The organism is Paenibacillus sp. UNC499MF (genome assembly GCF_900107975.1).
Taxonomy (GTDB): domain Bacteria; phylum Bacillota; class Bacilli; order Paenibacillales; family NBRC-103111; genus Paenibacillus_F.
In genome coordinates this window covers 142,681-164,522 of the sequence record NZ_FNVF01000003.1, presented here as the reverse complement: position 1 = coordinate 164,522, position 21,842 = coordinate 142,681, and the positions used below count along the sequence as shown (strand labels likewise).

Sequence of the window (21,842 nt, the reverse complement as noted above, 5' to 3'; positions counted from 1 at the left end):
TTACAAAAAAAGTACCCGCACGCCGTGCACCTTTTTTCAAGGTGTCCAGTGTATGGGTACCGGTATAGTCCTTTCCGTTCTCTTTTTCTATAAAAATGTTATACCCATCCGAAAGCACGGGCCGCTTGCGCGGTGGCGAAAGTAACGAGGATGGCGATGGCCAAGGGGATAAGGGCCGAAAGAACGGTCCATTTCGTACTCTTGGTTTCTTTATAAATATTGAACAAGGTCGTGCCGCAAGGGTAGTGAAGCAGCGAAAACAGCATCATATTAAGAGCCGTCAGCCAGGTCCAGCCGTGCTGCAGGAAAAGGTCTTTGATATTGTCCATCCCGTCCGCATCGACCATGGCGCCCGAAGACATATAGCCCATGAGCAGAATGGGGAGGACGATTTCATTGGCCGGCAGGCCGAGTATAAACGCCATGACGATATAACCGTCCAGACCGATCATATGGGCGAACGGATCGAAGAAAGCCGCCGTATGGGCAAGAACGCTCGTTTCGTTGATCATGATGTTGCCCAGAATCCAGGTGATGATTCCCGCGGGGGCCGCCACGATAACGGCGCGTTTGAGCACCGCCCACGATTTGTCGCGGGAGGCGAGCAGAATCGTTTTCCACATCTGGGGTTTCCGGTAAGGAGGAAGCTCCAGGGTGTAGTGCGTGGGCACTCCGCGCAGTGCCGTTTTGGACAGCACCCAGGACACGGTCAAGGTGACGACTATCCCGAACAGCACGAGCCCCATGACGAACAGAGCGGTTCCCAGCGTCTGCCATCCTCCTGCGGCACCCGCCGCCATAAACAGGGACGACAGCAAAATGAGCGTAGGCCAGCGGCCGTTGCACGGGACGAAGTTGTTCGTCAGGATGGCCAGCATTCTTTCGCGCGGAGATTCGATGATCCGCGTGGACAAGATGGCCGCCGCGTTGCAGCCGAAGCCCATCGACATCGTCAGGGCTTGTTTCCCGTGGCCGCCCGACTTCTTGAACAGGCGGTCCATATTAAACGCGACCCGGGGCAGATAGCCGAAGTTTTCGAGCAGCGCGAAAATCGGGAAGAAGATTGCCATAGGGGGAAGCATAACCGAGATCACCCAGGCGGTTCCCCGGAAAAAGCCGAGTACGAGGATGCCGTGGAGCCATGCGGGGGCATGGACGGCCTGGAATCCGGCCGTCAGATAGCCTTCGATGACACCGAAGAAATCCGCGATCCAGCCGGATGGAACGTTGGCCCCGGCAATCGTGATCCAGAAGATCGCGCCGAGCACCGCAAACATAATGGGATAACCCCACAGCTTGGAAGTCAGTATCTTGTCTAGCTTGTGCGTGCTGGCAAGCTTTTTCCTGTCCTCGTAGCGGACGGCCGCGCTGCAGATCTCGCGGCTTGTTTTATAGATGTCGCTTACAATCCCGTCCCGGATAGAGCTGCCGCCCGTAATCGTTTGCGCCATCGACAACAGCGAATCGAGCGGATCGGGCCGGTTAGTTGCATGCGGTGTGGCCATAGCCCATTACCCCCTGTCCTTGTGCCTCCGAAGCTTCGCCGAGCCTTTGCTTCAGCGAAGCGAGCAGGTTCTCGTCTCCGTCCAGCAGACGAAGCGCGATCCAGCGGGCCGGGAAGCGGGCGCCCAGCGTCTCACGGACGAACGGCTCCAATTCCCGCACCTGCCGCTCGATTTCTTCGCTGTACGCGATAGGCGGGGGCTCGGGATGGATGACGCCTTCCGCGACCTTTTGGACGAGATCGAGCATGGGGCCGATGCCTTTGTTGTTGCGCGCGGAAATGGCGGCAACGGGCACGCCGAGCCTCTCGCGGATGCGATCCAGATCAATCTTGATGCCGAGCTTCTCGGCTTCATCCATCAGATTGATGCAGACTACCGTACGGCTGGTCATTTCCAGCACCTGCAGCGCCAGATTCAAATTCCGCTCCAGCGAGGTCGCGTCGAGCACGACCAGCGTGACGTCCGGCTGCTCGAAAATGATGTAATCTCTCGCGGCTTCCTCATCCGCCGAATTCGAATACAGGGAATACGTGCCGGGAAGGTCGATGAGCTTGTATGCGATTCCGTTCCGCTCGAATTCGCCTTCCGCGGTCAACACGGTTTTGCCGGCCCAGTTGCCCGTATGCTGACGAAGTCCCGTCAGCCGGTTGAACAGCGTGCTTTTGCCGGTATTCGGGTTGCCGGCCAGTGCTACGGTATATTTCTTCACAGACTGTCGCCTCCTTCCGGCTCCGCGTAAATGAGCGAGCTTTCTTCTTTCCGGAGCGCGATGGTTGTATTACTGACGCGGAAAGCGGTAGGATCGCCGAGTGGGCTGCGCTGGATCACTTCCACGCGGTTTCCCGGAACGAATCCGAGATCAAGGAGCCGTCTGCGCATTCCTCCCTGTACTTCGATCCGGCTTAGCCGGACGGCGCTTCCCACACTGACCTGGTCCAATGACAATTCCGATAAAGACATAGGGTCCACCTCTCTTTTTCCCTTCGGACAAACTGTTTGCCGAGTGCAAAATTTTATTTATGGAAATCCGTCATCCGTTAACGCTGCTTTATGATGTTAGTATAGGCAAACAGTTTTTGTCTGTCAACAAAAAGTTTCTTGAGGGCAAAATTTTTAGGAGGAGGAATGAATCGTATTTCCGCACGGACGAATGTCCTAATTTGTTAGCCACATTTTATGTAAAAGAAAATAGGGGGAACCTTGTCCGCCCTAAAAAACTTGATTTTATTTTGAAGAAAAGAAAGGACCCGGAACGGTGCCGCGCTGTTTTGCCGGAGAGTATTGCGAAGTGCCGCGTCTTGGTCTGCCGGTTGGAGATTAACGCACCTTTCGTGCCTTTTTGCGGCGAAGTTGGTAAACTAACAAGTATAAAGCCCCGCTGGAATAACATTCCGGAATCTTATGTAAGGAGGAGCAGCGCATGCCTAACGATTTTTTTATTTCGGACCATCATTTCGGTCATAAACTGATTATCGATTTCGAGTCGCGGCCTTTTGCGGATGCGGACGAAATGACGGCTGTCATGATTGACAAATGGAACGCCGTCGTCGGCAGTGAAGACAAAGTTTTTCATCTGGGTGACTTCTCGTTTCTGAATCAGGAAAGGACACGGGAAATCGTCAGCCGGCTGAACGGCTATAAATTTCTTGTCCTCGGCAACCACGACAGAGGCAGATCCCGCTCCTGGTGGCTGGACGCCGGGTTTGACGAAGTGAGCGAATATCCTGTTCTGTATAAAAACTTTTTCCTGCTTTCGCACGAGCCGCTTTATATGAACAAACACATGCCGTACGTCAATGTGCACGGTCATATCCACGGCCAGAAATATGAAGGCAACAACTATTTCAACGTGTGCGTGGAGCACTGGGACTATACGCCGCTGAACTTCGAACAGATCCGGGATGCGGTTGTCGTCAGCGAGGAGCAGGCATGATAGCCGTCTATGCGGGAAGCTTCGATCCCATTACCCTCGGGCACACGTCGGTCATCGAGAGAGCCACGAACCTGTTCGACGAGCTCCACATTCTGGTCGCCAATAACCGCGCCAAGCAGCATCGTTTTACGATCGGGCAGAGAACCGAGCTGGTCAGGCTTTCCATTCCTTCCGGCAAAAAGATCAAAATTGTCGCTTTCGAAGGCATTGTAGCCGACTATGTCAATGAAGCGGGAGCCAGGGCGATCGTCCGGGGCATCCGCAACGCGACGGATTTCGAGTACGAGCTGCAGCTGGAGCAGTACGTCCGGAATACGACGAAAGCCGACACCGTCTATTTGTCGCCGTATACGCCGAACATGCAGACAAGCAGTTCTCTGGTCCGGATGTTCATTGCGACCGGCAAAGCCGAGCTGGCCCGGGCTTATATGGTGGAGGCCGCTTTCGAGAAGATGAACATTTATGAGCAGGAGAACAATCAGCGCGGGAGCGGAAACGGGTAAGACCGGGCCGTTCCTTCCGCTTCTTTTCCGTACTTCAACAGGGTATGCCTGCCGGAGCGGCCCTGTATGGGCGGTACTTGCCCGGACGTCACGTTTGGGCGGGGCGAACGACTGCCCGGCGCAGCCTCTGCCGGACCCGGTCCGGTTATTTCACCCCGGCATGTATCCGCCCTGCCTCTAGGACGGTCGCTTCGAAAAAGCCTGCAGCCGGTTCCTGACGGATTTTGCGGGTTTTTTTCTGTGGATGGGCAGTATAACTCCCCTGCAGAGGCCATTTTCTTCTTTTTTCTATTATTTTTCAATTTTAGCTATTAATCTTGTATTTTATAATAATTGCGCTTATGATGAAATTATTTTAGAGGTCAACCATGTCCATCGCCGTTCCAGCTTCTCTTCTTACCGGTTCAGCTTCAAGAATTTATAGCGAGTAGGGAAAAATATGGCCATAAATGATAACGTTTTAATTAAAATCCGGCAGATGAAAACGAGCCTGACACCCGTCGAGAAAGCGGTGGGCGAGTACATTCTGGAGAACGTGGAGGAAATTCCGCACCTCTCGATCAAAAATCTGGCCCGGCTGACGAGAACCAGCGACGCCTCGGTTCTGCGGTTCTGCAAAACGATGGGATACTCGGGCTACCGGAGCTTTATCGTCAGTATTTCGGCTTCCCTTGGCTCCATGCACGAAGAGGAAGCGAATCCGTACCGGGATATCCAGCCCGGCGATGACCTGTCCACGATTATTGTGAATATTTCGCGCACCAACAGCCAGTCCATTGAAGATACGCTGCAGGTAATCAACAAAAGCGAAATTGCGCGGGCCGTTGACGTCCTCCGCTCGTGCAGGAGGGTCGCCTTTTTCGGAATCGGGGCGTCCGGTCTGGTCGGAATCGATGCGGAGCAGAAATTTTCGCGGATCAACAAAATGTGTCACACCTATACGGACGGGCACAGCATGCTGACGGCGGCGACACTGCTGGAGAAAGGCGATGCGGCCATCTTCATCTCCAATTCGGGAGAAACCGTCGAGGTTCTCGATGCCCTGGAAATCGCCAAAAAGAACGGCGCCTGTCTGATCGCCATCACGAAGTATACGAAAAGCCGGCTGGCGGATCAGGCGAACATCCTGCTCAGCATTTCCACGCCGGAAATCACGATCCGCAGCGGCGCGATGGGCTCGCGGATTGCGATGCTCACGGTCGTGGATATTCTTTTCGCCGGAGTGGCAAGTGCGGAGTACAAACACGTGAAAAAATATTTGACCAAAACGCACAATATCGTGGCGGGGAAACAGCGGCGTTAATTTAACCGGAGAGGTGGAGAAGCATATGTCCGGCACGAAAGCAGAGGAAGCGGCCGCCCTGCTCAAGCGGTTTTCCGCTGAAGAGAAAGCGCGGTTTGCCGTCATGAGTGTAGAAGTTTTCGGCAAACCGGTGCCGTTTACCGCAGAGAGCTTGGCGGAATGGGACCCGCAAGATCTGGAAACCCTTTGCAAGATCCTGGGCGGTATGATCTTGACCAAAGAGCATGCGCCGCTTCTCGAGATAATGTTGTCCGATTTGAAGGACGCGGACCTGCCTTCGGAAGTCGAGTTCGGCCGGATAGACGACGGCGGCCGCTGATGCCGGCATCCGTCTGCCGCTCAGTCATAAAGCGCCGCTATATCGAATAAGACAAATGGAGGACCGGAATAAGGTCCTTTTTATTTTTGCGCGAAAAGAAAAGGAAAATGCCGTGAGGCAGGTAGAAGTAGAAAATAAAAAAACAATAAAATGTTTCACCATAAAATATTATTTCAAAAACTGTTGACCAAACTGAAATTTCTCGTTAAGATGAAATCAAGAAGTTGAACTAAACAGATGGGGGGGGAGAAAGCTGTGGATGAGTATTTGGCGAGACTAACGACCGAAGAGATCAACGAGAAGACACAAATGATAGACGAATGTACGACGGAACAGATGCTGCGTCTGATGAACGAGCAGGATGCGACGGTTCCGGCTGCGGTTGCGGCTGAAATACCGCAAATTGTGAAAGCGGTTGATATTTTGCATGGAGTCCTTAAAAACGGCGGCAGAATGTTCTATATCGGAGCGGGATCTTCGGGCAGGCTCGGTGTACTCGACGCATCTGAATGTCCTCCAACTTTCGGTATCGATCCTCTGCGGGTGCAGGGGCATATCGCCGGAGGAGATGGGGCACTAAGAATAGCTGTGGAAGGTTTTGAGGACAATAAAGAGGAGGGCATCGCCCTTATCGAACGGTGCGGCGTAACGGACAAAGACGCGGTAATCGGAATTACGGCCAGCGGAAGCGCACAATTTGTCATCGCCGGCTTGAACCGGGCAAGGGAAATCGGAGCGGCGACCATCGGTCTTGTGAACAACAAGCATTCCAAACTCGAATCCGTTTGCGACATATGCATCGCACCGGTTGTCGGGCCGGAAGTCATTATGGGATCGACCCGGTTGAAAGCGGGTACGGCACAGAAGCTGGTCCTGAACATGCTTACGACCTGTACAATGGTGAAGCTCGGCAAAACCTACAACAATCTGATGGTAGACCTGAAAGCGAGCAACATCAAATTGATAGACCGCTCCGTACGAATCATAAAAGCGGCCACGGGCGTGGATGACAAGACCGCCGCTGCGGTTTTGGAAAGCGCTTCCATGAGTTGTAAGCTGGCGATCATGATGATCAAAAGCGGCTTGGACGCCGCTTCGGCGCAGCGGGTGCTCGATCAGTGCGAGGGCAGTTTAAAGGCGGCAATACGAACCACGACCAACGTGGTGTAAATTTTCATATCCTTGGGGGAGGCTTGTTATTCATGAAAAGAAAATTGCGTGCAGCAGCATCGGTATTGGCGTTAACCATGGCAATGTCCACACTGGCGGCTTGCGGAGATTCCGGTAAAAAAGAAGGCGGCGCGGCGGGCGATCCGAACGCCAAAGACACCATCACGGCCCTGCTTCCGCCGGTTTCCGCGAGCTACCAGAACAATTTTGCCCAGATGGCAAAAGATTTCAACGCGCTGTACCCGAACCTGACGCTGAAAATCGAACCGGCAAGCTGGGAGGACATTACACAGAAGCTGGATACGCAGGTGAATGCGGGCAGCCCTCCGGATATCGCGTTCATGGGCTCCGACGGCATTTCCAAGTACATGCAGCAGGAAATGATGATGGACATTAAAGACGTGGCCACCAAGGAAATGGTGGAAGATTTCGACCAGGCTCCGCTTGAGTATATGAAGAAGGGCGACGGCCTTTACGGCTTCCCGGCGTATATGGAAGTTCACGCGATCGGGGGCAACCGCGAGTACCTCGAGAAAGCGGGCATCGACTGGAAGAAAGTCCAGAAAGAAGGCTGGACGTTTGACGAGTTCCGCGAAGCGATCAAGAAAGGCGTCGTTTCCGAAGGCGGCAAAACATCCCGCTACGGCTTCGTGTTTGCGACTGCGGGCGTAGCGTCCAAAGATTATCTGAACATCTTGATCAAAAATGCGGGCATGCCTGCACCGTTCAATAAAGATCTGAAATACGCATACACCAGCAAAAACTATCTCGAAGTGTTAAAAGACATCCGCACGATGATCGATGACGGCTCCATGCCGAAAGAGCTCAGCTCCATCGACGCCGGCAAGCGCTGGAACATGTTCCTGACCGGTCAAACCATGATTACCGGTAAAGGACTGGCGACTTTCGAGAACTCCGCCAAGAAAAACAACGAGAAGCTGAAGGCCAATGACGGCAGCGCCGTCAAAGGAAGCGTCCCGGTTGAATACACGGTCCTGCCGGTTCCGACTTTCCTCGGACAAAAACCGCAGTCCAGCGTAGCGGTCGACGGTTACGTGACTTTCCGCGGCTCGAAAGAACCGACGGCCGAGCATAAAGCCAACGTCGTTAAAGCGGCCTACTTCCTCGCAAGCGGTAAAGTAGCGGCAACGACGAACAACGATCTGTTTGTCGCTCACATTACGAAGAGCGGCAAAAAAGAAGCCGAAAGCATGACCGTTAACCGTGATGCCGATAACAAAGCGGCGGTTGAAACGATGCTGAAGAATGCGGCTCCTGCCCGTCCGGATATCCCGGCCGACCTGGGCGCCAAAGCGATCAAGCTGGAAGAAGAAGTGATTATTCCTAAGCTGCAGGCGTTAATTTCAGGCGAAATGACTCCTGAAGCGATGTTCGAAGCGGTTAAGTCGGCAGCCGTGCAAACGTTCGGCGCAGACGGCGTCGTAAAAGAATAGAGAGCTTATAATCGGATAGCCGTGTGCCCAACATGCGGCTATCTGATATGTAGAATGAATTACAGGATGGAGAGGGGTGCGAGAGATGACTCAACCAGCTAAACCGGTTAAAAGACGGAAAATCAGAGGAGACGGCGCCTGGGGCTATGCCTTTATCGCGGTTGCGCTTCTCGTCTATGCGCTGTTTACGGCTTACCCGGTTATTAGTGCCTTTATCATTAGCTTTCAGAAATACAGACCGCTGGGTTCTACCTTTATCGGGTTCGACAACTATACGGCGACCTTTAAAGACCCGCTGTTCTGGAAATCCGTCGTTAATACGATCGTCTATACGGTTCTGACGGTACCTGTCGCCCTGCTCCTTTCTTTTGGGGTCGCGATCCTGATTCTTCCGCTGAAGAAAAAACTGCAGACGACGTTCAAAGCGATTTACTACTTGCCTGCCGTAGCTTCCGGCGTTGCCTTGTCGGTCGTATGGCTGTGGATTTTCGACCCGATGCCGTCCGGTATTCTGAACAAGCTGATCAGTTATATCGGAATCAGCAATCAGAACTGGCTCGGATCAAGCGCTACCGCAATGTTCTCATTGGTTCTCATGGCCTGGCTGTCCAGTCACGGCACAAGCATTATTATTTACTTGGCCGCGCTGCTGGGTATCGATGAGAGCTATTACGAGGCAGCCGAGCTTGACGGAGCGAATTTCTTTAAAAAGCTCTGGTACATCGTTATTCCTTGCTTGAAACCGACTACATTGTTCCTGCTCGTGACAGGCGTGATCGGCTCGTTCCAGGTTTTCCAGAACGCGTATCTCATGACGGGCGGCGGTCCGGACAATGCGACGACGATGGTGGGCCTGCTCGTGTTCAACAACGCGTTCAAATACTTCGACTTCGGCAAAGCGGCCGCACAGTCTCTGATTTTGGCCTTTATTATCGCGGGGATCTCACTGGTTCAGTTCAAATTCCTCGGCAAAGAAGTGGAATATTGAGGAAAGGGGGGGCGAGATATGGCGCTCTATAACAATCACGCAGGAAATCGCACAGCCAAATACAGCCGGAATGCGGTCATTATCGTAATCCTTACCCTGTTTGCGCTGGCTACGATTTTCCCGATTTACTTTATGCTTATTTCTTCTTTCGGAGATCCGATCGAGGCTGGAGCGGTGAGCTATTCCCTGCTTCCTACCAAATTTACACTGGCATCTTACAAGTTTTTCTTCGATTATAGCGAGTATTCCATCCGCTGGCTGCTCAACTCACTGATCGTGGCCACGACCGTGATGGTGTCCAATGTGATTTTCGCCAGTATGGCCGGTTATGCGTTCTCGAAAATCAAATTCAAAGGCAGAGCGATGCTCTTTACCATCCTATTGATCGCGATGATGATTCCGTATCAGGTTACACAAGTTCCGCTTTATATCCTGATCGTAAACATCTTTCATATTCAGAATACGTACAGTGCGCTTATTCTGCCGGGCCTGGTCACCGTGTATAACATCTTCCTTGCCAAGCAGTTCATGAGCAGCATTCCGACCGAGATTATCGAAAGCGCCAAGATTGAAGGCTGCAATCAGTTCCAGATTTATTTCCGGGTTATTCTTCCGTTGTCCAAAACGGTATTGGCCGTCATGGCAATCCTGACGTTCATGGATAGCTGGAACACCTTCTTCTGGCCGTTCCTTGTAACCAATACGATGGATATGCAGACCATTCAGGTCGGCCTCAAAAACTTCCGGTTTGCGAACACGACTTATTTCGCACCGATGATGGCGGGTGCCACCATCTCCGCCCTGCCGATGTTCGTTCTCTTCTTCAGCCTCCAAAGGTACTTCCTTGAAGGGGTTACCGTAGGTGCGGTGAAGGGATAATACGGACACGCTTATCCGGTTATTTCGTTCATTCTTGGTGAGTAAGAGCGGAATCGCGGCGTACTAAAACAAGACGGGCTTTTATTCCGAAAAGCGGGCCCGCACGAAGGCATCCGGATATTTCCCGATGCCCGTGCGGGTGCTTTGTCCGAGAATCTCGGCGGATTACGGAGGCCCGTTTTTTTATAGGCATAGACAGGGAAGCGCGGTATTTTCGGGCCGGATAGGCTTACAGCGGGCGGACAATACAGGTTTATGAGGTAAAAGGGAGAGGGAGTGTCAAGATGATCGAAACATGGAATCAATCCTTTTCGGACGCGGTGATCCGGCTGTGGAACACGGAAGCCGTTAAGGACGGCTACAAAGAACTGACCGGCGGGAGCTTTAACGGGATTTTCCTGTCCAGTCCTTATTTTGACGAGGAAAATACGTTCGTTCTGCGAGAGGAGGACGGAACCGTCATCGGCTTCGCCTGCGGCTGCACGGGCGACGATCTTCCTTTGGGCGATATCGCCGGTTATATCACCTGCATCGTGCTCTCGGCGGACCGTCAGACAGATGCGAATTACCGCCTGCTGCTGGGAGCGCTCGAAGCGCGGTTCCGGCAGCTCGGCAAAAAGCAGGCCGACGTTCTTTTCTTCAACCCGATGATGCTGCCGTGGTATATCCCGGGTACGCAGGGGCATGAACACAACAATGCTCCGGGAGTTCCCGCGGACAGCCGCCTGTACGAATTTCTCCTTGGCGAAGGCTATGCCGAGCGGGCCAGAGAATGCGCCATGTATTTGAATCTGGCGGAATTCTCCATCCCGGACGAAATCCGGGCCAAAGAAGCGCATGCCGCAGCCGGAGGTTATTCGGTCGGACTGTTCGACCCCGCCCGGCATGAGGGCATAGAAGCCATGCTTCAGGGCTTCGACAACCCGCTGTGGCAGAAGGAAATTGCCGCAAGCACGGCAAACGGCGTGCCTGTCGTTATCGCGGCCCGCCAGGGACAAGCGGTCGGCTTCGCCGGTCCCGTTATCCGCCAGGAAAGCGGACGCGGCTATTTTGCGGGCATCGGCGTTCATCCGGAGCATGAAGGGCACGGGCTGGGCAGCCTTCTTTTCTTCAAGCTGTGCGAAGCGTTCAAGGATATAGGGACGGATTACATGTCCCTGTATACCGGCAGCACCAACCCGGCCATCCGTATTTACGAGAAGGCCGGATTTACGACGGTGAAGCAGTTCGCCGTCATGCGGAAGGCGTTGTAAGGCAGGTACTGCGCTCCGCAAAATCCATTGCGGGGGTCCGTCCCATGCTTCATTGAAGCGCGAAGGCTTTGAACCGAAGGTAAGAGGCATCCTTTATAGAAGGATGTCTTTTTTTGTAACCTTACTTTTAAGGAAAACGTGAAAGATATTTATTTAAGCCTAGTCATAGGGTGTTTAAAAATGTTATAAATAAAAAATAAAAATTTTTATAATAAGTGATAAATCCAAGCTGCACGCTTATATTTGCCGTCCGCATTATGTTATAATTACTACAAACAAGCTTGTTCTTAGGGCAGGGAGTGGTTGAATGATCAAAGAACGTTCTGAGCTTGAACAAATATTGGAACAATCTATCGAAAAAATAAAATATAAACGTAAAAACGTTGAGATAATAAATAAAAAATTATCGGAACATAATATTGAAACCGGTTTTTTTAACAAAATAGCCGCAAGACCCGTTCTGCTGACGGAAATTAGCCCATTTGAACTTTGTCTTCTTACGATGGTTCTCTATCAACTGGAAAAAACGGAGAACCTGAAAGCGGATCGGTATTTTACAACGGATGAGATTAAAGAAACAAAAACATACAATAAAACAGAAGCGGAAACTATACGACTTCCCGTCCAATTAAATAACGTCATTCAAATCGATCACGAAAATTTTGTGACGGCCGTCCCGATTGCTATCATCGTGGAATGGTACCATTGCAATATCGTTACTTATAATTTTGAAACACAAAGAAGCGCCAGATACAAAAGAAAGCAAGAGGATGTAATCGCCGTTCCCGATCTCAATTTTAAAAGTGTAAAGGATATTGCCCAGCATATGCTGGATGGGACTTATATCCCCGATATGATTACGCTTAACGTAGATTCGGAAGCGGATACCCCGGTAGTATTCGATCCGAAGTCCGGCACCCTGACGATTAAAGAAGGAGCGGATGTTTCCGTTCTGGACGGGTTTCACCGTCTTCAGGGGGCGGCCAGGGCACTGGCGGTTAATCCTGAACTGAAGCAGACGATTATTTTAAGCATCCGGGTCTTTACTGCGGAAATCGCCAGAAAATATTTCGGGCAGATCAATACGATAAACCCCGTCCGCAAAGAACGGCTGGAGGAACTTAAACAAGAGAATGCCGCTTACGTCACGGTAAAACAGCTTCAATTTAATTCCGATCTGAAAGGGCGTATTTCCTCGGGAGCCAAAATCAGTGAGTTAGCCGGGCACTACACCACTTCAGATACTTTGGCTAAAGCGATTGATCTGACATTTGCACCTGGCAGCTTGTTCGAAGCCAGAGAAGCTGGCGTTTATCTGACTGAATTTTTCAACTGCCTGCTCGGTAATTACCGGGAGGATTTTCATAATAAAGACAGCATTTTGCGTCACCCCGGAATGTTTGTCGGCTATATGGCGCTGGCACACAAATTAAAGGAAATGAAGATTCCCATACCTGAACTGACGACCGCTTTAAACGAGATCAAAAAGAGGGAAGAAGAATGGAGAAAAATCCTGGCAAGCGGTCGAAATAACTCGTCCTCCGTTAACCGGCTCATTCAAGATCATGCCGAAAAATTAGCATACGAATTGTATTCCAATTCAGAGGGGTAAACCACATGTCTAATAAGATATATGAAGGCGGTTATTATAACGAAGTTCAAAAAAACAGTTATCTTGCGTCTTTGCCCGAAACTTCAGCCAAGCAAGCCGAACGCGTTCTCTCCAGGGCTAAAGCGTTGGAGGAGAAATACGATACGGACTTAGCGAATTTTAATCTGGGCCAGATCGAAAGCCTCTTCTATTACTTGAACCCCTCCACGCTTAATTCCAGCCGGGCAAATTTTTATCTGATTCAAAACTATATCCGATGGGGAATCGTTCAGGGCTTCCGGGAAACAAAGTTGAATCCGTTGGATGTATTGGCTGAAAATACGTATTACAAAAAGTTTATAGACACTTCCAAAAAAATGCTGTACACAAAAGAAGAAATCGATAAAATGGTAGACCGGTGTCTGAATGCACAAGACGCATTTCCAGTCGTGGGATTGTTTGAAGGATTGTATGGAATCGGCTATGACGAGCTTCTTAATTTGAGAAGAGAGCACATACTCCCTAACAACATGCTTGAGCTTCATAATCACGGAACAGCAAGAATAATCCGGGTTTCGGACAAATGCACGGCTATTATTCAAAGAGCGCTTGAAGAGAGAACGTATGTCAAGAAGAACGGTGAGGCCAAGGTTACGATGAAATCGCCGGCATCCGCGGATCTCGAACAGAGCGATTATGTGCTGAGAAACGTCATTACGAGGAGCCAGACGGACGGTAAAGCGGACCGTTTTCTGATACAAAGAAGAATATCGGCCGTGAAAAGCTATCATGAAGATTGGGTTAAAGTGTTAACGCCTTATGTAATCAGAAACTCGGGAATGCTATACATGGCGAAAACGCTTTATGACCGGAACAACGAGTTGACAAAGCAGCATTATGAAGAAATAAGCGAGCAATTCGGTATCTCCAAAGTGATGAATAACGGTTACGAGGTTTATAACTATCACCGGCTTAAAGAAGATTTCCTGAATCCGGAGACGATAAAAAGAATATATACAGAATAAGCAATTTTTTAAAACCCGCTGAAGCGGGTTTTTTAATTTCAGGATATTGGAAATATGACTTTTTTAGAACAGACGTTCGTGTTATAATGATGTTATATAGGAACTCGTGTTCGCTTTTCTTGAAAATAAAAAGAAATTCATATAATACAGATCATTTATAGATTAACAAACCGACTACATTTGGCTGACTCAAAGGGGAGCATACCATGTTTACATACGCCATCGGACTTATTTACTCGGATCGTACTTGCAAGATTTATTACGGCCCTAAAGACAGAGTGGTGAACAAGCTGATGGTTGCCGAGGACAGGCCATACGGAAAGCTGTACAAGACTGAAGGAGCGATGAACCGCCAGTTGAATTATTATAAAAAAGAGAAGCCTCAAGCGAAGTTTTATGCCCTTTAAATGTGATACCCATTGATTGTTGACCTTCTATTTGACTAGGGGTAACGGCAGATATGTTTGTGGTAAGAGACAGTTAGAACACCGAAAAGCACACACCCAAGGTGCATGCTTTTTGGCTGAGACTTCTTCAAATTCTTACAGACTAATTGTAATTTCGGATAAAACCTTTAGCGGCATAGCTGCTCAGAGACGAAATATTTAACGTGTAATTGCAGCCTGCTTTCATGTAAATAGTGTAGCTATCTTCCTGCTTGGAGCTGTTGGTTGAAAGGTCAACAACTCGAGTGGAAATGCCGGGACATACTTCCCATACATATCCGGAAGCGTTTCCTTGCGATTGCAGAGTAGCTTTACCGTAAGCATCAGCTCCGGCAATACTCCGGGTTGCATTATTCGTGTTTGGATAAGCGGTTACGTTAGTTGAATCTCCAGGAACGGCCAGAACTGCACCTGAACTGATTACGGAAAGCATGGCAGCTAAACTTAACGAGACGATTTTCTTTTTCATGGAAAAATTCCTCCTTTAAATTTTAGTTTTAATTACGAATTAATTCTTCTTTTGACACTAGACTAAGCTTTTACTCATGTGACCCTGATCCATAAAGGAAATGCTGAGCAGGAAAAATTTTGTAAACATCTCCTTTCAGTTGTATTTCTGACTCAAATATAGTTTAACTAGAAAATGTTACCAATATCAATATCCTCAGAGGTTTAAGTCATCATATTACCACATAATGTAATAAAGTTACTGATAAAACCATGTAAAATTATGTTTATTCTCTTGCGGACAAATAGTTTATGTTAACAGAATAGATAATCTTCAGAATGGATGACTATAGGAATTAATGCTAGAGTAAGAAAGATAGATTTTAAAATAAATAGCGGATGGAATATAACAAAGGAGAACACCATGCAAATTGTTTCGGCAACCGTCGATGATTTTGAGTACATATGTGATCGAGACCCTCATATTAAAGAAAATTTGATCCTGCCCAAAATCCGGGAAAAGGAGATTTACCTGCTGCAGAATGAAGAGAGCGTTAACTTCGGCTGGTTGAGATACGGCTATTTTTGGGATAACACCCCGTTTATGAACATGCTTTGGATCGACGAACCGTATCGGGGCAGAGGTATTGGCAAGGAAGCCGTCCTATTCTGGGAAAAAGAAATGGCTGAACAAGGGTTCAAGCTGGTGATGACATCTACCTTGGCCAGTGAAGAAGCACAGCATTTTTACAGAAAGCTGGGGTATTGGGATGCCGGATGTCTGCTGCTCGAAAACGAACCTATGGAAATCATCCTGACAAAGACACTGCTGTCTTAGATTGGGGCCGCCGGCTTCTTTTCATCCTGAACCGTTTACGGTCATGATATGATGTAGGGAAATGAACCGGGCAACGAGAAACGGACAAGGACGTGAATCGGTGGATAAAAAAGCGAAAAAAATATTGGCAGCCACTTTTTGGTCTGCCGGCGGTTGGAAAAACAGGCCGGAAGTTTATGCCGGCGAAGATTTTGAATATGCCAAAAGCAAAGGGCTCATGTTCGATCCCCTTACCGTTACGCATGACGAGCTGATCAAGCGGCTTCACGACCTCCATCAAACCGTTACGAAAGAACAAGTGGCCGCCGCTTTTCTGCATAGTCTTTCCACTAAAAAGGTCCATCTGCGAAGCGCCCTTTCCAGCTGGGCGTTGACAGCCAGGATGCCCCTGCACACGTATGGAGAGCGCAGCGCGGTGCGGCCTAATTACAGCAGCTGCGGCGACTGTAACCACCATGGGCTCATGTCGAACCCCGAATATGTCAATGAGGATTTGAACGTGCTGAATTTCGAGCGGGTCAAATGGGGAGGCATTCGTCTGAACTGGCTCCTTTACTGCTGGCTGGATCTCGAATTGTTCAGCAAAGAGGAAGCCTTCGACGTAACGCCGGAAGATCTGGCTATTTTTCACAAAATGACAGAAGCGATTCAGGAATGTGAAGCTCACGATAGCGCCCGGAAGCTGGAGAAACGCTGGAAGGATGTACTCCCATCCAGCAAGAACGAACGGGATGTGGTCATGGAGATCTGGGGATACGCCGGATTGCTGGCAGAAGGGGACACACCCCGCAGGCGCCGGGGCGGAGATCACGACTTTAACTCCGTGGCGGGCTGGCAGGGGGATGACGGTTATTCGCGGGAAGCGCTGCAGTACTACTTCGGGGCGTTTTTGTAGCGGGAGCCGGCAGACTCCAGGAATTTGAAAGGAGTAAATACAATCAAATATTTAACGGCTGCTTTAATAACATCCGTACTTTTTACTTTTTCCATGAGTGCATACTTTCTGAACAAGATGTTAATTGATTTTCCGGCTCTATTAATCTTATTCGGTTTTTACGGAGCAGCACTAAATCCTCCCCGTCAACTTAATCCACCCTATACGGGCCGCTGAACCGATTGGTTTACCGGCCTTTTTTTCATGAACAGAGAGCCCATTGACAATCCCTGGAACTAAGGGTAAGATAACTTTAGATTTAGTAAATTAGTAAATAAGTAAATCAGTAATTTAGTAAAATGTGAATGGAGCGTGTTAATTATGAAAATCCCGACGACGTTAAAACATAAACCGGTGATCGTGTCAGAAAATTACGAGCAGGTGGACGGACGGCTCGCCCGCAATACGGACGCCAAAGGATTATCCCTGGGGCTGGCCCAGTGGAACGATAGAGGCAAAGTCGATATATCGGCCAAAGTTTGGAGACACACGGGGGAGAAATGGTCCAGGCAATCCGAAGAGCTGCCCATGCACCGCGTGCTTGATCTCGCCATTCTGATATGCAGAAGCAGCTTATATTTTCAGGACGCCTACCGCTTTCCGAAAATGTACGATCCCGAGAACCCCATGATTGACCGGATCGGGCTGCAGGGGGATGCGATGAGTGTATCCGTTTGCGAAGACAATCCCATGCTGGATCAAGACATCAAGCTGTTTGCCCAGGCTCTTAGCGAGGATGGCGAAATGATCGGGGAGCGGCTTAGCGTGTTATCACGGCTGCTGAAGGAAATGGGGTATTGACCCTTTTTAAAGAGGTGAAAGGAAATGAACGTCAACCAGGATTATTACGTGTCTCCTGACAGGAAACTGACGGATGCGGAAGAAGCACTGGTTTGGAAAAAGCCGGCCTCTCACAAGGTCAGCGAAGAGGAAGTCCGGATTTGCAAAGAAATCAAACGCAACTGGAACCGCGGGGAAATGAAAATCGCCACTATTTTGCTGGAGGGCGACGCCGGCTCCGGGAAGACGCAGCTTGCCAAAGCTTTGTCGGCTGATTTGGGACTGCCTTACACGAAAGTGACCTGTTTCGCCGATATGGACAAAACCGATATCATCGGGGCGATTTTGCCCGTCATTGCGTCCGGCGGGCTGGAAAATATGGAGGCCGCGGAGCAAACCGTTTTGAAAGCTTTGTATAAAAGCGACGGATTTCAAAGCGCGGCTGAAATCGTGATGAACGTGCTGGGAGTTACCCGCGAGGAGGCTGCCTTAAAGCTGAAGCGGCTGCTGGACAAGATGGAGCAAAACTCTCCTGACGATGTGGTGGAGTACCGTTTTTATCCTTCCGAAATTGTCAGAGCCTATCGAAACGGGTATCTTCTCGAAATTCAGGAACCGACCGTAATCCGGGATGCCGCCGTACTTATGGCGCTTAACTCCGCTCTAGAGCCGGATGGCAGCATTAGCCTTCCCACGGAAATCATTCACAGACACCCCGATTTCGTCGCGGTCATCACAACGAACCGCAGCTATGCGGGAACCCGTCCGTTAAACGAGGCTCTGCGCGACAGAGTTCAGCATACGGAAAAGATGGACCTGCCGGCCAAAGAAATCATGGTAGAACGGGCGATGTCCAAAACCGGCTTCCGCAATGAAAAGGTGCTGGATATGTTAGCCGAGATCATTATCCTTTTGGATAAAACCGCCCGAGCCAACGCGATTAAGGGTGTGGCGGGCATGCGCTCCTTCTTCTACTGGGCGGATGCCGTGGCCGACGGCGCTTCGGCCAAACAATCCCTTTACCACAAAGTCATCTACAAAATAACGACCGACTCCGAAGAGGTCCGCCTTTTGGAAGAAGCGTTAGAAAACCGTGGATTGCTGGACGGGCTTGACCAGGTCGATGCCGAAGCAAAAAAAAAGAATAACGGACGAGGCGGAGCTGAAAACAGGCGGATTCATCGATGTTCCGGATGTTGAACAGGACAATGAGCAAGATGCGCAAGGAATCGCTTTAAAAAAATCCCCCGATAGTGAAGAAAATATTTCCGGGGTTCCGGATGACTCAACCCGCACGGAAAGCTCAGACCGGGAAGAGAACGGGACCCCGAAATATCATCAGGCAAATCCTGACCTTAAGGCGGACCAAGCCAAACAAAAGGAACGGGACTTCCGCCAAAAGCTTAACCGCGACGCCAGGGAGGCTGTGTCCGAATCGATTCACCGCAAGGTGAAGCTTATTGTTCACCGCCCCGATTACGATGCCGATTCCCAAACGGAATATGCCCGTTTAAGTGCGGAGCTCATGCCCGTCGTACGGGAAATTGCCCGAAAAACACTGCCGCTGCTGGAACATGAGACTTCCTCCGAATTTGCGAGGCATCAATATTACGGCAGCAAATTTCAGGCGGACAGCGCGGTTTACCGGGATTTCAGAAATTTCGCCAAGAAAATTCCGCCAACCGATTCTCCTTCTCTTGCCGTCGGTCTAAGGGTGGACGAATCCGGATCGATGTCCGCTTACGGGAGACTGGAAGCCGCCAAGCGTGCGGTGATAGCCGTCTATGAATTTTGTCAATTGTGTCATATACCGGTCTTGATTTACGGAGATACGGCGGATGTTTCCAGGCTGGAACAAATGTCCGTCTACGCCTATGCGGATTCGGACAAAACTGATCCGGGCGACCGGTACAGACTGACGGGAATCCGGGCCCGCAGCAACAACCGGGACGGGATGGCACTCCGAATAATAGCCGACCGGTTAGCCGGTTTCCCGCAGCAGACGAAACTGCTCATCAGCATAAGCGACGGGCAGCCCAAAGCGATGGACGATTATACCGGAGCCTGCGCTATCCGGGACATGCAGCAGACGATGGCTGAATATGAACGCAGAGGAGTTACTTTTCTTGCAGCCGCGATCGGCCAGGACAAGGATGTCATTCATCAAATTTATGGCAGCGAAAAATTTTTGGATATCACAAATCTGGCGGACTTGCCGGCTAAGCTGGTCCGGATTATCGCCCGGTATGTGTAAATCTTGCTGTTGTCAGACGGTAAAACGCGAAAGGAGAAAGAGACATGGATAAAACCAAGCGCAAGGAGCTTTTGGAAGAATATAAGCAGGTGAAGACCTATATGGGCGCTATTCAAATTCTGAACAAAACTAACGGTAAAATATACGTGGACACCTACCCCAATTTGAAAAACAAATGGATCACCATTCAGGCTCAACTGGATATGGGCAGGTTTGCCAACTTACAGCTTCAGAAAGACTGGAAAGAACTAGGGGCTGAAAACTTTGCCTTCGAGGTGCTGGAGCAGAAAGAGGCTTCGGAAATTACAGACATGCGCTGGGAGCGGAAGCAGCTGAAAAAGCGGTGGCTGGAGAAGCTGGAGCCTTACGGGGAGAAGGGATATAATAAGCCGCCTGAAGGGTGACAGCTAGAGAATAGCGGGGAAAGATTTACTCTAGCTTACATTTGCATGTACCGTCGGCGCAAATTGTTTCCTGCAAAAATGAACTCTTTTATGATCACTTCATATTTTCCGTAATTCTCGTCAATTGAGGTTCTAACTCTATCGTGGTATATTTACTAATAAATACCAATAAAAGGATAGAGGAGAGGACCAGACGTGAGGAAATTCAAAGGTCTTATTTTAGCGGCGGCAGTAGGAATAGCCTTCGGCAGCAGTGTGAACCTTCCATCTGCGTCAGCAGCGCAGCCGACTTCGATCGCTATACCGACCAATTTGGCTTTAGGCGGCAACGTAACGGCAAGCGGAGAGTATGCGCCGCACCAAGGGAAGGACAAAGCGTTTGACCAGGATGTTTTTTCGAAATGGTTGACATTCAGCAGTCCTGCCTGGCTTCAATATGAATTTTCCGCTCCGAAAGCCGTAACCTCATACACCATTACTTCCGCCGAGGACGTACCTGACAGAGACCCGAGAAGCTGGGTGTTAAAAGGCTCTAACAACGGATCGGACTGGACTCCGCTGGACACACGGCAAAACCAAAGTTTCTCTTCCCGGCATGAGACGAAAACGTATTCATTTACCAATACGACCGCTTATAAATACGTAAAATTCGATGATTTTAACAATCAGAGCGGAAGCGGCATCCTGCAGCTGTCCGAGATCAAAATCTACGACGGCAGCGCAAAAACATGGAGTACGACCAAGCCCACAGTTACGGCAAGCGGAGAACATACGCCTACCAACATCAAAGAAAATTTGGTGGATGGGACAAGCGTCACCAAATGGTTAATTAAAGACGATACCGCATGGCTTAAGTTCGACTTTGGCGAACAGGTGACGCTCGATGGCTACGCACTTACGGCAGCTAATGACAGACCCGAACGCGATCCCAAAAGCTGGGTTCTCCAAGGCTCCAATGACAACAAGACCTGGACCGGAATAGATACGAAAAGCAACGAGAACTTCAACGTCCGACACCAGCGCAAGCATTACCTTTTAACGAACAATACTAAGGCCTACCGGTATTACAGGCTCAACAACATAAAAAATCACAGCGGAACCTCTATCCAATTGGGTGAAGTTGAGTTTTCCCGTACGAATGATATCGGGCATGCCGTCAACCCGGTTATCGAAGTGAAGAACCTGGATCCAACAGGCGGCGGCAGCTTATTCACGGATGCCCTTCCTAATGCCGAGAAAGAAATCTTGGCCGTCGCCCGTAAAGTACACGAGCTGTTATACAGCAATCCCGCAGACGCCCCTGTTGACGTCAAAAAAATCGTGGTGACCATCGAAGACGTTCCTGGAGTGGCTTGGACATCAGGAAACGCCGCGCAGAAGACAGTCGGCTTCAGTTCCCAGTATCTGAAAAAATTCGTAGCCAGCCCTTCCAAATCACTGCGTGAAGAAATCATCGGCATTCTTTATCATGAAATAGGCCATGTTTATCAGTACAGCAACTTTGATGTCGAAGCGATAGCCGACAGCTTGCGTTACCAGACAGGCTATCACGACCGTTACGGCGCGACCAAGGGTGGAACCTGGCAGACGCAAGGAACCGCGAATTTCCTTCGCTGGATTGAAGATACGAAAAAACGCGGCTTCATCCGTGAACTCAACGCGGCTGCGATCCCTTACAACCTCCTCGGGAATGCCAATGAAATTCAGCTGTGGAAAGAAAATCAGTTTAAAGTGATTACCGGGACAGACGTGAACACGCTTTGGAGCCAGTATCAGGCGACGTTGCCTAGTTAGCGGTGAAACTTTAGGTTTATGA

23 protein-coding genes are annotated in these 21,842 nt (G+C 49.9%); 19 read left to right on the top strand and 4 right to left on the bottom strand.

Features of this window, described 5'->3' with window-relative positions; translation table 11 throughout:
• Positions 1-98: 98 nt before the first annotated feature.
• Genes C4S74_RS08800 through C4S74_RS08790 form a run of 3 tightly spaced genes read right to left on the bottom strand, consistent with a single transcriptional unit; the run spans position 99 to position 2,465 of the window.
• Positions 99-1,505, bottom strand: a complete 1,407-nt coding sequence (locus tag C4S74_RS08800) for a nucleoside recognition domain-containing protein (RefSeq protein ID WP_103994970.1) — start codon at positions 1,503-1,505, stop codon at positions 99-101.
• Complete coding sequence (locus tag C4S74_RS08795; protein WP_103994969.1) at positions 1,483-2,214, bottom strand: FeoB small GTPase domain-containing protein; 732 nt, start codon at positions 2,212-2,214, stop codon at positions 1,483-1,485. The genes C4S74_RS08800 and C4S74_RS08795 overlap by 23 nt, the downstream gene beginning before the upstream one ends.
• Positions 2,211-2,465: a FeoA family protein gene (locus tag C4S74_RS08790; protein ID WP_103994968.1), complete on the bottom strand. Its 255-nt coding sequence runs from the start codon at positions 2,463-2,465 to the stop codon at positions 2,211-2,213. Before C4S74_RS08790 ends, C4S74_RS08795 begins: the two co-directional genes overlap by 4 nt.
• Positions 2,466-2,925: 460 nt before the next feature.
• On the opposite strand from C4S74_RS08790, the gene C4S74_RS08785 reads away from it, so the two are divergent.
• From C4S74_RS08785 to C4S74_RS08730, 12 genes are all read left to right on the top strand, one after another.
• Positions 2,926-3,438, top strand: coding sequence for a metallophosphoesterase (locus tag C4S74_RS08785; protein ID WP_103994967.1), 513 nt, complete (start codon positions 2,926-2,928; stop codon positions 3,436-3,438).
• The gene (gene coaD, locus C4S74_RS08780; protein WP_103994966.1) at positions 3,435-3,941 is read left to right on the top strand and encodes a pantetheine-phosphate adenylyltransferase; all 507 of its coding nucleotides are present in this window, start codon (positions 3,435-3,437) and stop codon (positions 3,939-3,941) included. Before C4S74_RS08785 ends, coaD begins: the two co-directional genes overlap by 4 nt.
• Before the next feature lie 439 nt (positions 3,942-4,380).
• Positions 4,381-5,244, top strand: coding sequence for a MurR/RpiR family transcriptional regulator (locus C4S74_RS08775; protein ID WP_103994965.1), 864 nt, complete (start codon positions 4,381-4,383; stop codon positions 5,242-5,244).
• A 25-nt stretch (positions 5,245-5,269) separates the two neighbouring features.
• Positions 5,270-5,563 carry a hypothetical protein gene (locus tag C4S74_RS08770; RefSeq protein ID WP_103994964.1) on the top strand — a complete coding sequence of 98 codons (294 nt, stop codon included), beginning with the start codon at positions 5,270-5,272 and terminating at the stop codon, positions 5,561-5,563.
• Positions 5,564-5,818: 255 nt separating this feature from the next.
• A complete protein-coding gene (murQ, locus tag C4S74_RS08765) occupies positions 5,819-6,733 on the top strand; it encodes an N-acetylmuramic acid 6-phosphate etherase (RefSeq protein ID WP_103995320.1) in 915 nt (304 codons plus the stop codon).
• Positions 6,734-6,765: 32 nt separating this feature from the next.
• On the top strand, positions 6,766-8,187 hold the full coding sequence (locus C4S74_RS08760; protein ID WP_103994963.1) for an ABC transporter substrate-binding protein: 1,422 nt from the start codon (positions 6,766-6,768) through the stop codon (positions 8,185-8,187).
• Between the two features lie 85 nt (positions 8,188-8,272).
• Positions 8,273-9,175: a carbohydrate ABC transporter permease gene (locus C4S74_RS08755; protein WP_103994962.1), complete on the top strand. Its 903-nt coding sequence runs from the start codon at positions 8,273-8,275 to the stop codon at positions 9,173-9,175.
• 18 nt (positions 9,176-9,193) lie between these two features.
• On the top strand, positions 9,194-10,054 hold the full coding sequence (locus tag C4S74_RS08750; RefSeq protein ID WP_103994961.1) for a carbohydrate ABC transporter permease: 861 nt from the start codon (positions 9,194-9,196) through the stop codon (positions 10,052-10,054).
• 284 nt (positions 10,055-10,338) lie between these two features.
• Positions 10,339-11,307 carry a GNAT family N-acetyltransferase gene (locus C4S74_RS08745; protein ID WP_103994960.1) on the top strand — a complete coding sequence of 323 codons (969 nt, stop codon included), beginning with the start codon at positions 10,339-10,341 and terminating at the stop codon, positions 11,305-11,307.
• A 307-nt stretch (positions 11,308-11,614) separates the two neighbouring features.
• Positions 11,615-12,919: a DNA sulfur modification protein DndB gene (locus C4S74_RS08740; protein ID WP_103994959.1), complete on the top strand. Its 1,305-nt coding sequence runs from the start codon at positions 11,615-11,617 to the stop codon at positions 12,917-12,919.
• A 5-nt stretch (positions 12,920-12,924) separates the two neighbouring features.
• Positions 12,925-13,923, top strand: a complete 999-nt coding sequence (locus C4S74_RS08735) for a hypothetical protein (RefSeq protein ID WP_103994958.1) — start codon at positions 12,925-12,927, stop codon at positions 13,921-13,923.
• 206 nt (positions 13,924-14,129) lie between these two features.
• Positions 14,130-14,330: a hypothetical protein gene (locus tag C4S74_RS08730; protein ID WP_103994957.1), complete on the top strand. Its 201-nt coding sequence runs from the start codon at positions 14,130-14,132 to the stop codon at positions 14,328-14,330.
• A 142-nt stretch (positions 14,331-14,472) separates the two neighbouring features.
• Here C4S74_RS08730 and C4S74_RS08725 read toward each other — a convergent pair whose 3' ends face one another.
• Positions 14,473-14,838, bottom strand: coding sequence for a hypothetical protein (locus C4S74_RS08725; RefSeq protein WP_103994956.1), 366 nt, complete (start codon positions 14,836-14,838; stop codon positions 14,473-14,475).
• 402 nt (positions 14,839-15,240) lie between these two features.
• Between C4S74_RS08725 and C4S74_RS08720 the strand changes: the two genes are divergently transcribed.
• The 7 genes from C4S74_RS08720 to C4S74_RS08690 all read left to right on the top strand — a co-directional run bounded on the left by C4S74_RS08720 (position 15,241) and on the right by C4S74_RS08690 (position 21,820).
• Positions 15,241-15,654, top strand: coding sequence for a GNAT family N-acetyltransferase (locus C4S74_RS08720; RefSeq protein WP_103994955.1), 414 nt, complete (start codon positions 15,241-15,243; stop codon positions 15,652-15,654).
• Positions 15,655-15,754: 100 nt separating this feature from the next.
• On the top strand, positions 15,755-16,549 hold the full coding sequence (locus C4S74_RS08715) for a hypothetical protein (RefSeq protein ID WP_181024377.1): 795 nt from the start codon (positions 15,755-15,757) through the stop codon (positions 16,547-16,549).
• Positions 16,550-16,909: 360 nt separating this feature from the next.
• The gene (locus tag C4S74_RS08710; RefSeq protein ID WP_103994953.1) at positions 16,910-17,389 is read left to right on the top strand and encodes a DUF6530 family protein; all 480 of its coding nucleotides are present in this window, start codon (positions 16,910-16,912) and stop codon (positions 17,387-17,389) included.
• A gap of 24 nt (positions 17,390-17,413) precedes the next feature.
• Positions 17,414-18,568, top strand: coding sequence for an AAA family ATPase (locus C4S74_RS08705; protein ID WP_103994952.1), 1,155 nt, complete (start codon positions 17,414-17,416; stop codon positions 18,566-18,568).
• Positions 18,462-19,622: a nitric oxide reductase activation protein NorD gene (locus C4S74_RS08700; RefSeq protein ID WP_258042439.1), complete on the top strand. Its 1,161-nt coding sequence runs from the start codon at positions 18,462-18,464 to the stop codon at positions 19,620-19,622. The genes C4S74_RS08705 and C4S74_RS08700 overlap by 107 nt, the downstream gene beginning before the upstream one ends.
• Positions 19,623-19,666: 44 nt before the next feature.
• Entirely contained in the window at positions 19,667-20,026 is a 360-nt protein-coding gene (locus tag C4S74_RS08695) for a GIY-YIG nuclease family protein (protein ID WP_103994951.1), read from the top strand.
• A gap of 195 nt (positions 20,027-20,221) precedes the next feature.
• Positions 20,222-21,820, top strand: a complete 1,599-nt coding sequence (locus tag C4S74_RS08690; protein ID WP_103994950.1) for a basic secretory protein-like protein — start codon at positions 20,222-20,224, stop codon at positions 21,818-21,820.
• The last annotated feature ends 22 nt before the right edge of the window (positions 21,821-21,842 follow it).

Coding starts and splice junctions, on each gene's coding strand:
- C4S74_RS08755 (WP_103994962.1), top strand. CDS start 8,273: ATGACTCAACCAGCTAAACCGGTTAAAAGACGGAAAATCAGAGGAGAC.
- C4S74_RS08800 (WP_103994970.1), bottom strand. CDS start 1,505: ATGGCCACACCGCATGCAACTAACCGGCCCGATCCGCTCGATTCGCTG.
- C4S74_RS08775 (WP_103994965.1), top strand. CDS start 4,381: ATGGCCATAAATGATAACGTTTTAATTAAAATCCGGCAGATGAAAACG.
- C4S74_RS08745 (WP_103994960.1), top strand. CDS start 10,339: ATGATCGAAACATGGAATCAATCCTTTTCGGACGCGGTGATCCGGCTG.
- C4S74_RS08790 (WP_103994968.1), bottom strand. CDS start 2,465: ATGTCTTTATCGGAATTGTCATTGGACCAGGTCAGTGTGGGAAGCGCC.
- coaD (WP_103994966.1), top strand. CDS start 3,435: ATGATAGCCGTCTATGCGGGAAGCTTCGATCCCATTACCCTCGGGCAC.
- C4S74_RS08770 (WP_103994964.1), top strand. CDS start 5,270: ATGTCCGGCACGAAAGCAGAGGAAGCGGCCGCCCTGCTCAAGCGGTTT.
- C4S74_RS08710 (WP_103994953.1), top strand. CDS start 16,910: ATGAAAATCCCGACGACGTTAAAACATAAACCGGTGATCGTGTCAGAA.
- C4S74_RS08750 (WP_103994961.1), top strand. CDS start 9,194: ATGGCGCTCTATAACAATCACGCAGGAAATCGCACAGCCAAATACAGC.
- C4S74_RS08725 (WP_103994956.1), bottom strand. CDS start 14,838: ATGAAAAAGAAAATCGTCTCGTTAAGTTTAGCTGCCATGCTTTCCGTA.
- C4S74_RS08695 (WP_103994951.1), top strand. CDS start 19,667: ATGGATAAAACCAAGCGCAAGGAGCTTTTGGAAGAATATAAGCAGGTG.
- C4S74_RS08740 (WP_103994959.1), top strand. CDS start 11,615: ATGATCAAAGAACGTTCTGAGCTTGAACAAATATTGGAACAATCTATC.
- C4S74_RS08720 (WP_103994955.1), top strand. CDS start 15,241: ATGCAAATTGTTTCGGCAACCGTCGATGATTTTGAGTACATATGTGAT.
- C4S74_RS08735 (WP_103994958.1), top strand. CDS start 12,925: ATGTCTAATAAGATATATGAAGGCGGTTATTATAACGAAGTTCAAAAA.
- C4S74_RS08705 (WP_103994952.1), top strand. CDS start 17,414: ATGAACGTCAACCAGGATTATTACGTGTCTCCTGACAGGAAACTGACG.
- C4S74_RS08785 (WP_103994967.1), top strand. CDS start 2,926: ATGCCTAACGATTTTTTTATTTCGGACCATCATTTCGGTCATAAACTG.
- C4S74_RS08760 (WP_103994963.1), top strand. CDS start 6,766: ATGAAAAGAAAATTGCGTGCAGCAGCATCGGTATTGGCGTTAACCATG.
- C4S74_RS08730 (WP_103994957.1), top strand. CDS start 14,130: ATGTTTACATACGCCATCGGACTTATTTACTCGGATCGTACTTGCAAG.